This window comes from Bacteroidota bacterium, from assembly GCA_016699695.1.
Classification (GTDB): domain Bacteria; phylum Bacteroidota; class Bacteroidia; order Bacteroidales; family UBA10428; genus UBA10428.
The window spans coordinates 868,340-885,009 of the sequence record CP065006.1 but is presented as its reverse complement, the minus strand read 5'-3'; the positions used below and the strand labels follow the sequence as shown (position 1 = coordinate 885,009).

The following is a 16,670-nucleotide window of genomic DNA, read 5'->3' as shown; positions in this document are numbered from 1 at the left end:
AGTATGAAGTATCAAATTTCAATTTTATTATCTGTTCTGTTTTTATCGGGCCAAACAGTGTTCTCTCAAAAACAATGGTCGTTAACAGAGTGCATCGATTATGCACATGCCAATAATTTAAGTGTGAAACAAGCCCAATATCAGGCAAGTATTGCCAGTAACGATTTGTTTCAGTCGAAGCTAAACCTTTTGCCCGATTTAAATGCCAATGCAGGGCGTACCTATAGTTATGGACATATACTCGATCGGAATACCAACGAATTTGGAAATAGCAGTAATTTCTCTGACAATTATTCCTTGAATACAAGCGTGCGCTTGTTTTCGGGTTTAACGAATTACAATAGCATTAAGTTGAATGAGTATAATACGCTTAGCAAAATGCAAGAAGTTGAAAAGGAAAAAATTGAATTAACCCTTGATATCGCATCGGCTTATTTGCAGATTCTCTTTAGCCGCGAATTGCTTGATGTGGCCATCAGCCAGCGCGATATCGCTCAATTGCAGGTTGAACGTACCAGCAAGCTGGTGGAGGCTGGAAGTGTAGCCAGGGGCGATTTGTTGGAAATAAAAGCCCAGCTGGCCGCAGAAGAATACAATGTAACCTCGAAGGAAAATGAAAAAGAGATTGCATACCTGAATCTCACTCAATTACTGGATCTTAAATCGATTGAAGGTTTTGATGTGGTGATTCCGGCATCCATCGACTCGAATCTTTCGAGCCCTGTAACCGATGTGTCTATTGTTTATTCCGAAGCTCTCTTGTTTTTACCCCACATTAAAAGTGCCGAATACCTGGTGGAGGCCAACGAAAAATATTATCTCGTTCAAAAAGGAAGATTAAGTCCATCGCTTCTGGCCTCCGGATCATGGTCAACAGGATATTCGACTTCGAATGTAGATCCTGGAGGTATCCGTTACCCCTACAACGAGCAATTGGATAATTTTTCAGGTAAGAGCTTAACTTTTGGTTTACAAGTTCCGATATTTAACAAATGGGAGGTTAAAAATGCTATCAGCAATGCGCGTATTGGAGTGATGTCCGCCGAAAACACACTCAATCTCACAAAGCAACAACTGTACAAAGAAATTCAACAATCTTATATCGATGCAGTTTCTTCGTCCGATAAGTATAAATCAGCTTATGAGGCTGTGGAATCTTACCGTGAGGCATTTGCCTATACCGAGCAAAAGTTCAATGTGGGCATTGTAAATTCTGTCGATTACAATATTGCCAAGAACAACTATATCAAAGCACAATCGGAACTGCTCAAAGCAAAATACGAGTATGTGTTTGCAGTGAAAATCCTCGATTTCTATAGAGGTATACCCATTACCCTGTAAAGGCAAGACTTATAGATTCAAAGAAGGTGGAACCGAATTCAGGTTAAAGGCTTTTCTCAAAAGCCAGATAGGGATTCTGTTGAAATTTTGAATGAAACTGGCCGGTTTGGTTAAACCCCATGGTGGAGCATAGATTAAAAGCTCCTTCTATGCCGCTGTATATGTCCATTCTCATGGAGCTGAATGCATTTTTCTTGGCATGTTCTTCTGCAAAGGCTACCAGTTTTTTGGCAATGCCTTTGCCTTGCCAAAGGGGATGTACGGCCAGAAATCGTATAAACAATACTTTATTGTTTTTGCCTTGCCAATCGATATGCTTGTATTCTTCGGGCTCATCCTGGCTGAGAATAATCATTCCCTTCGCCACTTCATTTTCCCGACATAAAAAGAGTGTGTTATTTTCGATGCAGCTCAGAAGGTAGTTGGATCCGGGGTAGGCATTGTTCCAATGCTTTTGTCCCTTTTCATTCATGTCGCTAACGCACACCTTTACCAGGTATAGTATTTCAACTAGATCCTGCAAAACTGCCTGTTGAATTTTCATCTAAAACGGGATTAGTATTGAATTACAAAACTATAAAATAAATATAGTAAAACTTTTTATTTTTTTTCTGCATTGTCAGGTCGGGTCGTAAACTTTTCAATTGCTTATTTTCACCTTCCTATTAAGTTTCATCAACAAGTTAGAAAAAATTTGGATGTAGATAGAATAAAAATAAAGATAATCTGTTAATAAAAATGAAATGAAGTTATTTGTATTCTTCTGCACAAGAAACGAATCGTTATTTTAGCGAAAAATTTAGTATGCATATTCGAATTATTCCTTTGGTATTGATATTTGTTTATCTGATCGTAGCAGCAGGTTGCGACAAGGAAGAATTTACCCAGGATCCGAATGATCGCATAAATATCTCGCTGGACACTTTGAGTTTTGATACAGTATTTACCGAACAGGCCACAGTTACCCGCTTGTTCAAAATTTACAACCCGCACGACCGTTCCATTCAGCTTTCGCGTGTGTACGTAAAGGGAGGTGCATCCTCGGGTTTTAGGCTTAATGTAGACGGGTTTCCAGGAACCGACCTGAAGAATATTCTTTTACCACCAAAGGACAGTATTTATGTATTTGTTGCCCTAACCCTCGATCCGGTTGGAGGCGATCTGCCTTTGGTAGTTTACGATGCCATTGTGTTTGAATACAATGGCACCGAGAGTCAAATTACCCTGGAAGCTTTTGGGCAGGATGTTTTTCTCATAAGAGGTATGCTGCCGGAATCGGCTACCTGGACTGCCGGAAAGCCCTATCTGATCTACCGGAACCTGGTAATCGATACAGATCAAACACTCACAATCGAAGCTGGGGCACGCATTTATCTTCATTACAATTCAAGCATAGTAGTGTATGGTAAGCTAATTGTAGATGGCACTCACGTGGCTCCGGTTACTTTTGAGGGCGACCGCTTTGACCGCGGTTACGCTGAGTCGGCCGGGCGATGGGGCACCATTATTTTTCAACCAGGAAGTACCGGCAATCTTATCCGCTATGCAATTATCAAAAATGCTCAGGCAGGTCTGCAGGTGGGCATTCCCGGCGAATTTGAGGTGCAACCTTCTGTGGTGTTGCACAATACTTTAATACAAAACTCATCCTTTTCGAGCATTCTGGCATTTGGTGCGCAAATCGAAGCTTATAATTGCATCTTTGCCGATGCCCAGTATTATGGCCTTATTTTGTTGATGGGTGGGGAGTATAATTTTTTTCACAGTTCAATTTCAATTTATGGCGCCCTCGAAAAGAATGTATATGAAACTAAATACAAGCGTGGAAATCCATCCAATGCTTTGTTTTTGTCCAATTGGTACCCCTATTATGTTTTAAATGAATATTACCTGGTAGAAGAAAAAACTGCCAACATTGAACTGGTATCAGCCAATTTCATTAATTCAATTGTATATGGCAACAACAAACTTGAGTTGAACAAAGACGACAACGAACAGACTGCCTTTAATTTTCAGTTCGAAAACTGTATACTCAAACTGGTAGAAGATTCGGTGGAAGCCTATGGCAGCGAGTTTTTTAAGGAGGTAATACTAAATAAGGATCCAAGGTTTGTAAACGATAGCATCCTGTTAGGCCCAATGGATTTCAGGCTCGATACCCTTTCGCCTGCCATTGATGCAGGGTCGTTGGTTCGGGTCAATGAGCATTTACCTTATTTGCAATTCGATTACAACGGAAACGACCGAACCCTTGATGGAAAACCAGACCTTGGTGCATTTGAACGACAAGAATGATTTTTCTTTTTATTGATTATTTTTTATATTGCTGAAATAAACTAATAACCTTATCAAAAATCTAATTATTTCTACTTTAACAGATTAAACAAAACCCTTGTAAACATTGATATTTCAAGGAAATTCAGTATCTTCAATGCACAGAAAAACAGGCTTATCGTTCCGAAAAATGTTTAATACAACGTAAAAATAATAATCGATATGGAAAAACACTGACCTCTGTAATAGAGCGAGTTAGTGTTCACCTTAATGATTATCAGCATGTATTTTGTAATTCAACAAAGAAGTTCTTTGACAAAGCACAGCAATATTCATTAGGAATAATACAAAGTCAGATGCGCAATATTGAAAGAATAAGCGAAGATTTGGGAGCTAACTACCATCAAATGCAGCACTTTATAACTGAGTCTAACTGGGATCATCGAGTTTTGATAAATCAAGTAGCCCAGGAAGTAAGCCAGGTTTTACCCAAAAGAAAACTTACAGGATTGATTATTGATGAAAGTGGTTGGGTAAAAAAAGGCGACCATAGCGTAGGCGTTGGACATCAATATTGTGGGAATGTAGGGAAACTATCAAATAGTCAGGTTGCGGTATTTGCTTGTTTAAGTAATGGGGATTTTGCATCAATGGTTGATGCCCGACTATACCTTCCCAAGGCTTGGTGTGACGACAAGACAAGATGCGAAAAAGCAGGCGTTCCTGTAAAGCACCGAACATTTAAAACTAAGCTCGAACTGGCATTAGAAATTATTCGCCAGCAAGTAACCAATGGCATCATCTTCGATTTTATTGGAGGCGATGGTTATTATGGTAACGATGTGGATTTTGCCAGCAGCATAGATTTGCTTGGTTATCTGTACATGCTGGATATCCATAAAGACCAAAAAATATATTTGGAACGTCCTGACTTGGCTATTCCCGAGCGAAAAAGCAATAAGGGTCGTGAACCCAAGAAATTAAAAGCAACTACAGACGAATTAAGTGTATCAAAATATTTACAGACTTTAAATGACGAAAATTGGCAGCGTATTAGTGTTCGTAATACAGCCAAAGGAGTTCTTGTAGCTGACTATCATTTTATAAAGCTTTGGATAATCAATAACAGTAAAATGCAAGTAGAGCAAAGGTTACTGGTTATCCGTAAAACGAAAACCAAAGAAGGCAAGGACGAAATAAAATATTCTTTTACCAATGCTAATCTTGAACAATACACTAAGAAAGCTATAGCCTATATGCAAGCACAACGGTACTTTGTAGAACATTGCATAAAAGAATCAAAACAGATACTCGGGCTAGACCAGTTTCAGACACGAAAATGGCTTGCATGGCAACACCAGGTTGCATTAAACTTTTTGGTCTCGTCATTTATTTTAAAAGAAAAATTGCATTGCTTTGATGATTTACCTTTACTATCGGCTCGTGATATTAAAGAATTTATCACTTTTAAACTTTATAAACAGATGACCGAAGAACAAATGATTGATAGAATTTATGACCGGCATTTAAAACGACAGCGTGATATAAATTACTCATATTCAAAATTGTAAATCTGTTAAAGTAGAATTATGAAAAAAATTAATCGCATTTTTATTACACCCTTATTAATCTCAATGACTTTATTAAGTTGTGAGAAAAATTCTGAAAAAATAGAAGAATTATGGTTAAAAGAAACATATGTATACAATAATGAAATAATAAATTTAGAATATCAAGAAATTGGCGATTCAATAATTTATAAAGATAATTCAGTTAATAAATTAATTGAATCTATATTAGACACCCCTGCTTCAGCAATCTTAATGGTTGAAGGAGACAATAAAATATATGTTTTTGACAATTCAGATAAAATGATGGCTTATAGTCTAGCTAACTATTCAAACGAGCAGTTTAAGGATTTTAAATCAACACAAACAGGCGGTGCAGTTTTTAAAGTTTATGAACATTCCAATTATACGGGCGCATATTTAAATTATAGTGCTTCCATTGTCCTTGTTCCCAGTCTAGGTAGTTGGAACGATAAAATCAGTTCCCTTAAAGGTTATGTGGCAGGTGGCCAAATAGCTTTTTATGAGGACAGTAATTATGGAGGAAAATCTTTTTCCTATATGTCCGCTACAATAAGTAGTGTAGCAAATTTTGCAGAATCAAATTTAAGCAGCAAGGAAATGTCAGGTTCATTATGGTGGAAGAAATACTGGAATGATAAAATTAGTTCATTTCGCACATTTTAATACAATCTAAAAAACTTAATAACCCCGAGGCAGAGCCTCAAGGAATACTCTTCATTAAAAATATAAACTTATTGTTTTCACTTCTCCTAATTATTCTGTCATTAAGGCAGATAATATTAAAATTCCCCGTTTTGCTTCGTCCTCATAAATAGGGTTAAGAAGCAGAACAGGAAATAACTCAGTAAACGAAGAGATAAGGTGTGCTTCGCACATATTATCCCAACCTTTTCAGGACATTGGTTAATAACCATAAGGGCTCGCAAACATAGCATTCAAAAAAACAATTGCTTAGGTAGTGAGGATATTGGATCTATTTATGGTAGTCTTCAATACTGGCCAAATTTGGCCATTCATTGAAATAAGAGTATTACCATTTACTGTACAAATTTATCTAGTTATGAAGTTTCAGTATCGTCATTAAAATGTTTTTCAATTTTTTCATTTGTTTATGAGCCGAAGAAAGAAAGCTTCATTTGGACATAAAAATGACATCTTTTCTGGGACGATTTGAATATTTGGTAATTATAAATTATCAAAATGTTAAACTATTCGACAATAATATCTATGAATCAGTTTCGGAATTCGGAAAAACTAAGTCAAAATTGGACTTTAGATTATGAAGAAATTGAATTGCTGAAAAATAAGCCTACAAAGTCGCATTTACCATTTTATTTGCTCTTAATGCTAGTAATTCCCATACTGCCTTCATATAATCAGGATGAGGAAACTAAAAGCTTCCGGATGATGTTTTACAATGTCGAAAATTTGTTCGACACCATCGATAATCCTGCCACACGCGACGAAGAGTTTCTTCCTGAGGGCGCCAATCAATGGAGCTCAAGCCGCTATTGGCGAAAAGTAAAAAGTCTCTATCAGGTAATTACTGCTGCCGGCGACAGCCAGCCCCCTGAAATAATTGCCTTGTGTGAAGTAGAAGAAATTATACCCTTGTATCACCTGACCCGCAGCACTCCGCTTTCGAAATTCCAATATAATATTGTGCACCACGATTCGCCCGATGAAAGAGGCATTGAGGTAGCTCTTCTGGTGCGAAAGGATAAATTTAAGATAATCTACCATAAAGCAATCCGCATCCGTTTCCCATCAGATTCATCCAATCATACACGCGATATACTACAGGTTGGAATGTTAATTGGCGCCGATACTTTGCATGTATTTGTCAATCACTGGCCTTCACGCCGGGGAGGGCAGGCACAAAGTGAGCCTCTGCGGTTGTATACAGCACAAGTACTACTTGAGGCAATAGACAGCCTGAAAAAGAAAAATTCCCAAAGCAAGTGCGTAATTACGGGCGACTTTAACGACGAACCAGACAATGCAAGCCTGCAAATGATTACCGAAGGTGCGAATCTTGTAAACCTCTCGCAGGATTTAAAGAAATCATGCAAGTGTGGCACTATCAAGTATCAATCGCACTGGAGCATGTTTGACCAATTTCTGGTCTCCGGATCTTTGCTTGGTAATGAGGGGGTACATACACACAATTATGCTATCCGAATTCTGGACAATCCATTTTTGTTGACCACAGATTCTGTTTATGGGGGCCTGAAACTCTTTCGTACTTATCAGGGACCAAGGTATCTGGGAGGCTATAGCGACCACCTCCCAGTGGTATTAGAGTTTTACTACGATGCCTATCCTTAAAAATTCGCTTCTGTTTCCTATCACCCATTCCATTAAAAATAAATCGAAGAAATACTGCCAGTTTCATCCGAATAGGTTCTATCTTTAAAGCTTTTGACACCTTATAGAAATGCAGTTTGTAATCGCTATAACCGAGCATCGTCTGCTTGGATTTGTTTTAGCTCCCTACATTGTTAAACGCGAAAGGGCAAAGGAGTATCTTGAAATTCATGACAGGCTTACCCTTCAGAGCCTGAAAACATATGAGCACATGCTAAGTCCTGAGCAAGTGCAAATTGTACGATACATCGAGAATTACAACAATCAGAATTTATTCAAACTTTTCTCGAAGAAGAAGAAACATACACCACGCGATTTTGTAGAAAATATACCTTCAGACTTGTTGGCTCAGCATGTAAAACCATACATCGAAAGGCAGATCACAAAATGCCTTGATTTAATGGAATTTAACCCTATGGATGTCTACCATAAGGTATTGCAGAATAAAATCTACGAAAAAGACAAAGTGGACCTGGTGTTGAACAAATGTGAAACTGTGTTCCATTTCGACCGAAATGTGGAAGGAATACGGTATAATCTAACCATCTTCTTTAACGAACAGGAAATTACCCTAACCGGTAAGCCGGTGATAGTGCTTACCAACGATCCATGTTGTTTAATTATCGAGAATCAGTTATTCCTTATCCGCGAAATTGATGCAAAAAAGCTGTCGCCATTTTTTGATAAACCTTTTGTGAGCATTGCAAAAGTTTCGGAAAAAAAATACCTCGAAAGCTTTGTAAAAAATATTATTTCCAAGCATAAGGTAGTTGTGAGTGGAATTCAGATTGAGTATAAGTCTGCCAAACCAAGGGTAGTTTTGTCGCTTGAACTGAATTTGCAAGGAAAGCTTGTACTTGTATTGAAATTTATTTATATAGACAACACCATTTTTCAGGCAAACCGCCTGTCGGAAACCAAGGTGACTTTCCGCATGCAAGACGATGAGGCATCATTTGTTTGCATTCTGCGGGATTACGATTTCGAAAACGAGCATATCGGAAAATTACTCACGTTTGGACTTGTGAATCGCGAGGGTCCATTTTTTGAGCCGATCGAAAAAAGACTAAATAGCCAGGGCGATTTTGGTGCAGTGACCTGGTTAAATTACAACCGGGAGATTCTCTCTAATAGTGGTTTTGATGTTGCACAAAGCAAGTTCGAAAAAGACTATTACCTCGATCAATTTCAGCTGAAAATAGAAGTATCAGAGCAAGTTAACGATTGGTTTGATATTAATGCTGTGGTGCAGTTCGATAGTTTTGCAATACCCTTTGTGGATTTTAAGGAACATATTGTCAGAGGTATTCGTGAGTTTACATTGCCCAATGGGAAGATAATGATTTTACCGGAAGAATGGTTTGAGTCTTACAGCGATTTATTAAAGTTCTCGAATGTTGAAGGTTCGCGTTTAAAACTAAAAAAGCAATATTTTTCCATTTTAAATAGCAGGGTCAGTCAGTTAAATACCAATTTCCGCGAGAACCTTAAAAAGCTTTTAGACTCTTCGGGTCGTGAGTCAGAACAAATACCCGATGGTGTGCTGGCTTCGCTGCGGCAATACCAGGTAGAAGGTTATTCGTGGATGTATCAGCTATACCTGAATGGTTTTGGTGGATGTCTCGCCGACGATATGGGACTTGGAAAAACCTTACAAACCCTTACACTTTTGCAGCGTATTGCCTCTGAGAACTTATTGCATAAAGCGAGTCCGGTTTCGAAAAAGACAGTTCAGCTTGACCTTTTCGCTGCACCACCAGATTCTACCCAGAAAAGAACAACCAAAACATCCCTCATCGTAGTACCTACTTCCTTAATCCATAATTGGGTGAACGAGAAGAACAAATTTTCACCTTCGCTTCGCATGCAGGTTTATGCCGGTCAGAACCGAGGTTTGCTGGAGGAGTATATTGAGCAATCGGACTTAATTATCACTTCCTATGGAATTTTGCGTAACGATGCAGAGCAATTCACGAAGGTTGATTTTCATACTGTAATTCTTGACGAAAGCCAGGTTATTAAAAATCCGGGGTCGAAAACATACCAGGCGGTAATGCTTTTAAAATCAACCCATCGACTAACACTAACAGGTACTCCGGTAGAAAATTCCCTCAGCGATTTATGGGCACAGTTTAATTTTCTAAATCCGGGCTTGCTGGGCAATTTGAATTTCTTCCAAAGCGAATTTCAGGTTCCTATCGAAAAAAAGTCGGACCAGAGTAAACGTGAACGTTTGCAGCAACTAATTGCACCTTTTATGCTGCGCCGCACAAAAGGTCAGGTGGCTTCTGAATTACCCCCGCTTTCCGAACAGATCGTTTATTGCGAGTTAAACGAAATTCAGGAAAGTATTTACGAGCGCGAAAAATCAAAGGCCCGCAAACTTGTGCTGGAGAATATAGGTAGCATGGGCATGGGAAAGGCGAGCCTGCAAATATTGCAGTCGCTGATGCGCTTGCGCCAGATTTCGAATCATCCGGCCCTGGTCGATGAGAATTACCTGGCTGGGTCCGGAAAATTCGATGAGATTACCCGAAACCTCGAGATTCTGCACAGCGAAGGGCATAAAGCCTTGGTGTTTAGTTCCTTTGTAAAACATCTCGACCTGGTAGCTCAATGGTTAGACGAGCGCAATATACCCTACCAGACACTCACAGGCGAAACACTTCATCGAGAAGAGGTGGTCAGCGAATTTCAAAACAATGATACCTGCCGCTTCTTTTTGGTTTCTCTTAAGGCTGGAGGTGTTGGACTAAATCTTACCGCTGCTGGTTACGTGCTTATGCTCGATCCCTGGTGGAACCCGGCGGCCGAAAAACAAGCCATCAACCGGGCGCATCGCATCGGGCAGGACAAACATGTGATGGTTTACCGGTTTATTAGCCGCGATACCCTCGAAGAAAAAATACTTCGTTTACAGGAGCGAAAATCGCAATTGGCAGATATTTTTGTGAATGAGAATGCCTTTCACAAGATTACTAAAGAAGAAATTCTCGAACTTTTTGAATAGCTATGCTTTTTTCATGCTTTACCTATTCCTTGAGATAAATTGTTTAAGGAGTAATCTGCTTCATTCCAACTTCCCTTTGCATTGTGTTAGCTCTTTATATTTCTGATTATCAGAAGGATTGATTCTTGTTTATCAAATTAATTCTAAATAGCATTCGATTCTTTCAGTAGTTTGGTGGGTGTGTAACTTTGCAAGCTGATTGAAAATGAACACAATATGCTGTTGCACAACCGGGTAAACCGACAAGAACTGATTGAAAGGCTGGCCAAAGAGCCTTTTCGCAGAGTGACACTCTCGTTTTACCGATATGTATACTTCGAAAATCCACAGGAAATACGCGATAAGCTTTACCAGCGTTGGGTTAAACTTAACTGCTTTGGGCGGATCTACCTGGCTCACGAAGGCATTAATGCCCAAATGAGTTTGCCGGAGCATCATTTGCAGGAATTTCTGAAGGATCTTGATACCCAAACCGGATTAGCGGAGATGCCCATCAAGTATGCGGTCGAAGACGATGGAAAATCTTTCTTTAAACTCACCATCAAAATAAGGCCTAAAATTGTGGCTGATGGATTGCCCGATTATACTTACGATGTAACCAATGTTGGAAAGCATTTGAGTCCGATGGAGTTTCATGACTTTGCCGGGCAGGAAGGTGTGTTGATCGTAGACATGCGAAACCATTACGAGAGCGAGGTGGGGCGATTCGAAGGGGCCTTCTGTCCCGATGCCGATACTTTTCGCGAAGCTATTCTGAAGGTGGAGGAGGAATTGATAGACAAAAAAGACCAGAAGCTTCTTCTTTATTGCACAGGCGGAATCCGTTGCGAAAAGGCAAGCGCCTACCTCAGGCATCAAGGATTTTCCGATGTGAACCAATTGCATGGAGGTATTATTGCCTATGCCCATGCTATCAAACAGGAGGATAAACCTTCGAAGTTTGTCGGAAAAAATTTCGTGTTCGATCAGCGCCTGGGTGAAAAAATCGATGAAAATGTAATTGCCCACTGCCATCAGTGCGGCGATTTGTGCGATAGCCATACCAACTGTGCACATAACGATTGCCATTTGCTTTTTATTCAATGTCCTTCCTGTGCTACCCGCTACAATGGCTGTTGCAGCAAAGAGTGCATGCAGGCTTTGACACTTACGCCCGAAGAAAAGGCTTCTCACCGAAAGACCAATACAGAAAAGTATGCGGCAAACAAAATTTTTCATTCCCGCTTGCGACCCCGGTTATCGATAGAGGTTCAAGCATGCGAATATCAACCAGAACAATGAGTAACTTCTGGAACGAGAGCAAAGAGCCTTTTTTTATTCTGGCTCCCATGGAAGATGTTACCGATACGGTGTTTCGGCAGATAATTCTTTCCGTTTCCGACCCTAAAATACTTCGGGTGGTTTTTACTGAGTTTACTTCCACCGATGGCCTTAGCGACCTGCGGGGATTTGAAAAAACTTCTGAGCGTTTGCGCGTAAATTCATCGGAAATTGACATGCTGAATCGACGAGGCAGCAAACTGGTGGCACAAATCTGGGGAAACGATCCCGAGAAATTTTACCGGTCGGCAGCGCTCATAAGTCAGCAAGGCCAATTCGATGGTATTGACATTAATATGGGGTGCCCGGTAAAAAAAGTTGTTGTAAAAGGCACTTGTTCGGCTCTTATTAAAAACCCGGCATTGGCAGCAGAAATAATCGCTGCTACCAAAGAAGGAACAAATCTTCCCGTTTCGGTAAAGACGCGCATTGGTTTTAATAGTGTTGTAACAGAAGAATGGATTGGGCACTTGCTTGAACAGGAATTGGCAGCCATAGCAGTGCATGGCCGCACACAAAAAATGCAGTCGGAGGGTTTTGCCGACTGGAATGAAATAGGAAAAGCAGTATCGCTTCGCGATTCAATGCATAAGACCACAGCCATTATTGGCAATGGCGATGTGGAAAGCTATCAGCAAGGAATTAATCTGGCAAATGCTCACAAACTGGATGGCGTAATGGTCGGAAGAGGGGTATTTAAAAATCCCTGGATGTTTAATAAAAATCTGGCAGTTCCTGAACCATCTGAGCGAATTGAACTACTGAGGGAACACTTGCAACTTTACGCAGCCACCTGGGGAAATGTCAAGAATTTTAATATTCTGAAGCGGTTTTTTAAAATATACCTGAGTAATTTCAGAGGAGCTGCTGAACTACGCGATAAATTGATGCACACCAACAATGCTGGTGAGGTGGAACAGGCATTGCTTCAGACCGAAGTGTTAGCCTGAGAGAGAATGAGATTAAGATTCGAGAGGTTTTAATCCAAGTTCTTTCCCTTTATCGAGCATAAGCTGAAAGGCTTCCTGGTAATTATTCCGAATTAATCCATCGAGTATGGCATCTTTAATAGTGGTCTTAATAATTCCCACCTCTCTGCCAGGTTTAATGCCAAAGGTTTGCATAATTAATTCGCCCGAAACAGGTGGCTGAAAGTTGCGAATGGCGTCTTTTTCTTCCAGCTCCTTAAGTTTTTGTCGTACAAGCTGAAAATTTTTAAGGTAACGTTTTACCTTTTCATCGTTTTTCGAAGTGATATCGGCTTCGCAAAGTTGCATCAGGTCATCAATGTCATCACCGGCATCGAAAAGGAGACGCCGCACTGCACTGTCGGTAACAAGGTCCTGCGAAAGTACTATGGGCCTAAGGTGCAGTAGCACCATTTTTTGTACGTATTTCATGGGTGCACCCATGGGTAATTTCAGTTGCCGGAAAATGTCGGGTACCATTTTAGCTCCCAAATGTTCGTGGCCATGAAAAGTCCATCCTGATTTGTCTTCCCATTTTTTAGTGGGTGGTTTTGCTATATCGTGCAACAATGCGGCCCATCTGAGCCAAAGATTATTCGAATTGGCCGCCAGGTTGTCGAGTACTTTTAAGGTATGAAAGAAATTGTCTTTATGTGCTCTGTTATTTCTTTTTTCTACACCCTTTAGAGCTTGAAGTTCGGGTAGAAAAAAAGGCAAAAGGCCACATTGTTCAGCCAACAGAAAGCCCATAGAAGGTTTTTCGCTGGCCATTATTTTGTTTAGTTCTTCTACAATACGTTCTTTCGAAACAATCTCAATACGCGAAGCATTTCTGCCAATCGCTTCGAGGGTTTCTTTTTCTATGGTAAAGTTCAACTGACATGCAAAACGAATGGCACGCATCATGCGCAAGGGGTCATCGCTAAAGGTAATATCAGGGTCGAGTGGAGTTCGGAGTATTTTGTTTCGAAGGTCATCCAATCCTCTGAAAGGGTCAACCAATTGGCCCCAGCTGGAACGATTAAGTGAAATGGCGAGGGCGTTGATGGTAAAATCGCGGCGTAGCTGGTCGTCCTCCAATGTGCCGTTTTCCACCAAAGGCTTACGACTGTTGGTTCTGTACGACTCCTTGCGTGCACCTACAAACTCCACATCGTATTCGGGTAGATGCACCATGGCGGTACCAAAATTCTTAAATACATTAACAGGCCTGTTACCCATATTCTTTGCTACCCTGGTGGCAAGTTCAATGCCACTTCCAAGCACAACCACATCGATATCCTTTGTATTACGGTTCAGAAAGATATCGCGAACAAAGCCTCCAATGACATAGCATGGCTGCCCTGTTTCGCTGGTTATGTCACCAATTAGTTTCAGAACAGGTATGTCGATGTGTTTATCCATTCAGACTTTTGTGTGGCAAAAATAATATAATTTAACTTGTGCTAGTTTTTATTTGAGGCGAACAATCCTCGCACAATAATGTTAAACAAATAAATTACACACATCATGATAGAGCATCTTACCAAGGAGAGTTTCAAAGAAAAGGTATTTAATTTCGAGGCTAACAAAGACTGGAAGTTTGAGGGCAGCAAACCCTGTCTGATTGATTTTTATGCCGACTGGTGTGGTCCTTGCCGTTCATTAGCTCCTGTGTTGGAAGAACTATCCATTGAATACGATGGTAAGCTGAATATTTACAAAGTGAATACGGAGAGTGAGCAGGAGATGGCGGCTATGTTTGGTATTCGTAGCATACCAAGTTTGCTTTTTGTGCCACTCGATGGCCAACCCCAAATGGCCATGGGAGCCTTGCCTAAAGAGAGCTTAAAAAAAGCATTTAAAGAAGTGATGGGGGTTGAATAGCACTTTTCGGTGCTTCTTTCCATAAGGGAGATGTTCTTACCTAAGTCTTCAGGAGGCTTGAATGAAAAGAAATCATTCAATGAATATTTGATTGGGCATAAGTATGTCCACATGCTGGATTGAATTGAGTTTTAAGTCTTGAATATTCCACTATTTTTTTTATAGATTGGTCAAATATCAGTGACAAGTATGCAATTAATCCCTTAAATTATCGCATCAAAATCTGATGTTATGATAATCATTGGTCAAATAGGAAAAGCAGTTGGCTTTGAGCAATATTTCGAAGCCACACTTCAGGATACCTTTAACCCACATTATAATATTCAACCAGGGCAAAACTGTCAGATTCTCACTTGCGAGTTGCCTCATACATTTACCGAAGCCAGTTATGGTATGGTGCCTTTCTGGTTGGCTCAGCGTAAAGAGTATTCCGAAGCACCTGTCGACGGAGGCCTGAGCTCTGATTCCGAAGCTCCACTTAAAATACGTATTATACAGGATCCGGCTTTTCGCAGGCCTATTCGCGAAACCCGATGCGTTATTCCTGCCGATTATATCATTTGCCAGCACAATGGCATGAACTTTCTCTTTTTTCATCAGGATCGCTCGCCGCTAGCTCTGGCAGGAGTTTACGACCGTTGGAAACCCACCATTATGGATAGGGATGTATACACAGGATTTTCGCTTCTTACACTTCCATCTCATGGTATCTTTGCGCAACTTGGCATGGATCGGGCTCCTTTTATACTTGATTCGGGCAAACACTCGAAATGGATACGGAGTAATGCTCATTTGATAGAAGTAACCCGCCTGATTGAGCCTTGTAAGGATTCATTGTTAAATGCTTACGAGGTTGCGTCTGATAAGATATCGCCTCTATTGAATGACAGAACGGTAGTAATGCCAATAGCTGATTTTATAAGGCCCTACAAAGAACATAACGGATTGATTGGTTCTTTCTTGCGGTCGCAGAAATACCGTTTTGGACAAAAGACAGAAACCGAAAAACCAGAAACTAAAATCTGGCGATAACTGAGGATTTTTAGAGGGCCACCACCAATATTATTGATGGATTAAAACTTATTACTCAAGAATCTTGCGGAGGATATTTCCTGATTCATTTTCGGGTTTGGAGTTTACCACCCCCAAAAGCATGCTGTTGCTAACAATAACAGATACCATTCCATTGAAAACATCGTCAAAAGTATAAATTGTATCGGGTTTAAAATCAGATTCCAAATTCATTTGGGTAGCATACCTTTTTAGAGGCTCAAGGGCAGAGTCGTTATTTTCTAATGCAATGCAAAACATTTCATAACTGTTTTTGTCATCCTGAAACGAGGCGGTAATTACATTTTTAAAAAAACTATAGCCAAGGTAATTCTCTGGTATGTATTTTTCGCTATGAGCTATTCGCTGCTCTTTAGGCAAGAGTCTTAATTCTGCTACTTCATTGCTCTGGTTTTCCAGTTTTTCTGAAATTGATGTCGCAATGTCTTCAATGGTTTTAAGGGTGAAGCTATCGGCCTGGTTGGAGTGAATTTTTACATAACAATTGCCCGAATAAAAGTTCAAGGCCGATGCAGCCTTGTATCCTTCATTTCCAATATTCAGAAAATCACCATCGTTGGGCCGCTCGAAGGCATAAATTCCAAAGGTATTAAGGGGCGAAGAATGCCAGTACAATTCAGCTTTTAAATAATTATTCTCATCGAGGGCATATTCCACAGTTTCCAGTTTTTGAAAGCCAAACCGAAGGTAGTACTCGGCAGCACCATTGATGTATTCCCACAAAATCTCGCTATCGTACGTTTTTATTTCGCTTTCTCTTGTCCATGGCTTCATTTCAGGGAATAAATCGGTTTGAGCCATGATGACTGGCACACCGAATGACAATACTAAAAGAAACAATACGGTTCTTTTCATCATAAC

General features: G+C 40.1%; 13 protein-coding genes. 10 read left to right on the top strand and 3 right to left on the bottom strand.

Annotation, left to right across the window (positions count from 1 at the left end):
* The first annotated feature begins 3 nt into the window (after positions 1-3).
* A complete protein-coding gene (locus IPM71_03665) occupies positions 4-1,341 on the top strand; it encodes a TolC family protein (protein QQS51832.1) in 1,338 nt (445 codons plus the stop codon).
* A gap of 43 nt (positions 1,342-1,384) precedes the next feature.
* Here the strand turns inward: IPM71_03665 and IPM71_03660 are convergent, their stop codons facing one another.
* Positions 1,385-1,885, bottom strand: coding sequence for a GNAT family N-acetyltransferase (locus tag IPM71_03660; protein QQS51831.1), 501 nt, complete (start codon positions 1,883-1,885; stop codon positions 1,385-1,387).
* A 260-nt stretch (positions 1,886-2,145) separates the two neighbouring features.
* Between IPM71_03660 and IPM71_03655 the strand changes: the two genes are divergently transcribed.
* From IPM71_03655 to IPM71_03625, 7 genes are all read left to right on the top strand, one after another.
* Positions 2,146-3,636 carry a hypothetical protein gene (locus tag IPM71_03655; GenBank protein QQS51830.1) on the top strand — a complete coding sequence of 497 codons (1,491 nt, stop codon included), beginning with the start codon at positions 2,146-2,148 and terminating at the stop codon, positions 3,634-3,636.
* Positions 3,637-3,971: 335 nt separating this feature from the next.
* Complete coding sequence (locus tag IPM71_03650) at positions 3,972-5,186, top strand: IS701 family transposase (GenBank protein ID QQS52777.1); 1,215 nt, start codon at positions 3,972-3,974, stop codon at positions 5,184-5,186.
* Positions 5,187-5,204: 18 nt separating this feature from the next.
* Positions 5,205-5,870, top strand: coding sequence for a peptidase inhibitor family I36 protein (locus IPM71_03645; GenBank protein QQS51829.1), 666 nt, complete (start codon positions 5,205-5,207; stop codon positions 5,868-5,870).
* 741 nt (positions 5,871-6,611) lie between these two features.
* Positions 6,612-7,535: a hypothetical protein gene (locus tag IPM71_03640; GenBank protein ID QQS51828.1), complete on the top strand. Its 924-nt coding sequence runs from the start codon at positions 6,612-6,614 to the stop codon at positions 7,533-7,535.
* 109 nt (positions 7,536-7,644) lie between these two features.
* A complete protein-coding gene (locus IPM71_03635) occupies positions 7,645-10,584 on the top strand; it encodes a hypothetical protein (GenBank protein ID QQS51827.1) in 2,940 nt (979 codons plus the stop codon).
* 216 nt (positions 10,585-10,800) lie between these two features.
* Positions 10,801-11,865 carry a rhodanese-related sulfurtransferase gene (locus tag IPM71_03630; GenBank protein ID QQS51826.1) on the top strand — a complete coding sequence of 355 codons (1,065 nt, stop codon included), beginning with the start codon at positions 10,801-10,803 and terminating at the stop codon, positions 11,863-11,865.
* The gene (locus tag IPM71_03625; protein ID QQS51825.1) at positions 11,862-12,854 is read left to right on the top strand and encodes a tRNA-dihydrouridine synthase; all 993 of its coding nucleotides are present in this window, start codon (positions 11,862-11,864) and stop codon (positions 12,852-12,854) included. The genes IPM71_03630 and IPM71_03625 overlap by 4 nt, the downstream gene beginning before the upstream one ends.
* A 12-nt stretch (positions 12,855-12,866) precedes the next feature.
* On the opposite strand, the gene IPM71_03620 is transcribed toward IPM71_03625, so the two are convergent.
* Entirely contained in the window at positions 12,867-14,276 is a 1,410-nt protein-coding gene (locus tag IPM71_03620) for an HD domain-containing protein (protein ID QQS51824.1), read from the bottom strand.
* Between the two features lie 105 nt (positions 14,277-14,381).
* On the opposite strand from IPM71_03620, the gene trxA reads away from it, so the two are divergent.
* Both trxA and IPM71_03610 read left to right on the top strand, forming a co-directional pair.
* The gene (gene trxA, locus IPM71_03615; GenBank protein QQS51823.1) at positions 14,382-14,738 is read left to right on the top strand and encodes a thioredoxin; all 357 of its coding nucleotides are present in this window, start codon (positions 14,382-14,384) and stop codon (positions 14,736-14,738) included.
* A gap of 231 nt (positions 14,739-14,969) precedes the next feature.
* Positions 14,970-15,770, top strand: a complete 801-nt coding sequence (locus tag IPM71_03610) for an SOS response-associated peptidase family protein (GenBank protein ID QQS51822.1) — start codon at positions 14,970-14,972, stop codon at positions 15,768-15,770.
* A gap of 51 nt (positions 15,771-15,821) precedes the next feature.
* On the opposite strand, the gene IPM71_03605 is transcribed toward IPM71_03610, so the two are convergent.
* Positions 15,822-16,667: a hypothetical protein gene (locus tag IPM71_03605; protein ID QQS51821.1), complete on the bottom strand. Its 846-nt coding sequence runs from the start codon at positions 16,665-16,667 to the stop codon at positions 15,822-15,824.
* Positions 16,668-16,670: the final 3 nt, after the last annotated feature.